At 42.1% G+C, this 1,740-nt stretch carries 2 protein-coding genes and 1 pseudogene; all 3 read right to left on the reverse strand.

The annotated features are described in order from the left end of the window. Positions 1-186, reverse strand: a 186-nt coding sequence (locus BHE89_RS16180) for a head-tail connector protein (protein WP_141008318.1), incomplete at its 3' end; no start/stop codon positions are given. Beyond that, on the reverse strand, positions 186-410 hold the full coding sequence (locus BHE89_RS16185) for a DUF7210 family protein (protein ID WP_069367007.1): 225 nt from the start codon (positions 408-410) through the stop codon (positions 186-188). The genes BHE89_RS16180 and BHE89_RS16185, both read right to left, overlap by 1 nt. A 43-nt stretch (positions 411-453) precedes the next feature. Further along, a pseudogene (locus tag BHE89_RS16190) lies at positions 454-1,669 on the reverse strand (phage major capsid protein). Between the last annotated feature and the right edge of the window lie 71 nt (positions 1,670-1,740).

Here is a 1,740-nt window from a genome sequence, read left to right on the forward strand (position 1 = left end):
TGTCAGTAATAGATGATCGGCATCTTCTTGGTATCCTTCCGATACTTCCTTTTCATAAAGCGTCCTGCGAGTGTAGTTCTCGACAAACTTCACTGCAGATTTGGTGTAAAGAGCGAGCAATTTATCATCATCCGTAAAATCAGGATCAATATTGCAATGTTGTTTTACTAATTCCAGAGAAAGCATTATTCCTCCTTTTTAGCCTTGGTGTTTTTTTTAGGCTCAGGCTCAGGCTCAGGCTCAGGCTCAGGCTCAGGCTCAGGCTCAATAGCAGGATGTACAACTTCCTTTTCTTTTGCATACCCTTTTTGAATTAACTCACGACCATGTTGTTCTAAGGTTTCAATCTCTTTCCCCTCAGTAACAACGACACCACCAAAATAAATGGCTCGTAATATAATTAGATTCATGTTGCCCCCAAAGAAAAAGCGGTCATGAAGACCGCTCTATCGATTATTCCCCTGATGTAGGCACGGTGAAATCACCGTAAACAAAGGCTTCCGGACGTTTTACTGCTAACGCCAAACGCTCCTCGCAACGAATTGAGATCATGTTTTTCTCAAAATCGTCAGTGTTTTCCGTAGAAATCACCACATTGGTTTCTTCACGATCGAATAACTGCGCACCCGCGTTAAATGCCCCTGTTAAGAATTTGCCTTTAAAGGCCGTTGATTCAGTAGCAACAACAGGTAGACCCCATAAAGTTGGGCCAATTAATGCAGATGGGTTGGCAAGAATGTAACGCCCTAATGAGTCTTTGGTTAATTCAATTTTCGCCCAATCGATAAAATGCAAAACATGCCCTGTGGCAGGCAGTCGAGCTAATTGCGCTTGTAGCATCGCAAGGCGTAAATCATCAATGCCACTTTGCTTTTCGACGCTAAATTCAGGTTTATATTTAGAGGCTTGAGGAATGATGCCATGTAAGTGAGCACCAGAGCCGTCACCAAACAAGATTTCTTGCTCTTCAACAAACTTCAAACCATAACGCATTTCAGCATCGACTAAAGACTGCAGTTGTGCAAAGTCATCTAAGATTTGTTTAGAGGCCTTGAACATATGAGCAATAGTGGTTACAGGAGTGATTTTGGTTGCAAACTCAATATCGCTGTAAGGCTTAGCGGTATTTTCTGGTACCACAGAAGCTTTATTCGTAAAGCCCGTCTGCTGAACCCAGAAAATAGCCGGTGAAGTGGTTTTGCCCGGCGCAATCAGATCACGGATAAATAAACGCTGTTTTGGCGCAACATCAATACCAGGTAAACGTTGAGGCTCAACAACACCTTCAGCCACACCGGTTGAAGTTAATGCGGCTTGCACTGGAATAGAAATGCGCTTACTTGATTGAATACTAGAGTTAATTTCTTTCAGTACATCTGCAGAAATGACTTGCTGGCCAATTGTTTTGGCTGCCTGAACCGCATTATTCAACGGCATTTGTGCGACATGTTGCTCTAATTCACCTAATGAAGCTTTGAGTGTTTTTTTCAGATTCACGCAATGCATTCAGTTCGGTTGCCATCTTATCGACTGCGGCTTTAGTTTCAGTGCTTAAACTACCGACTTTTTGCGCTTCTTTTAAGGCTTCTTCGGCTTTAGCATTAAATTTGCCGTTGGCTTCTTCAATTTTTGCCGATAGACTTTTTAATAATTCATTTGTATCAGACATAATGTCTCCAATTAGTTAGCTGTGGCAAAGGCATTTACCGCCTTTTCCAATTCAGAAAGAGTGTCAGGATT

It is taken from the genome of Shigella sp. FC1967 (assembly GCF_001743005.1).
In the GTDB taxonomy this organism is placed as follows: domain Bacteria; phylum Pseudomonadota; class Gammaproteobacteria; order Enterobacterales; family Enterobacteriaceae; genus Proteus.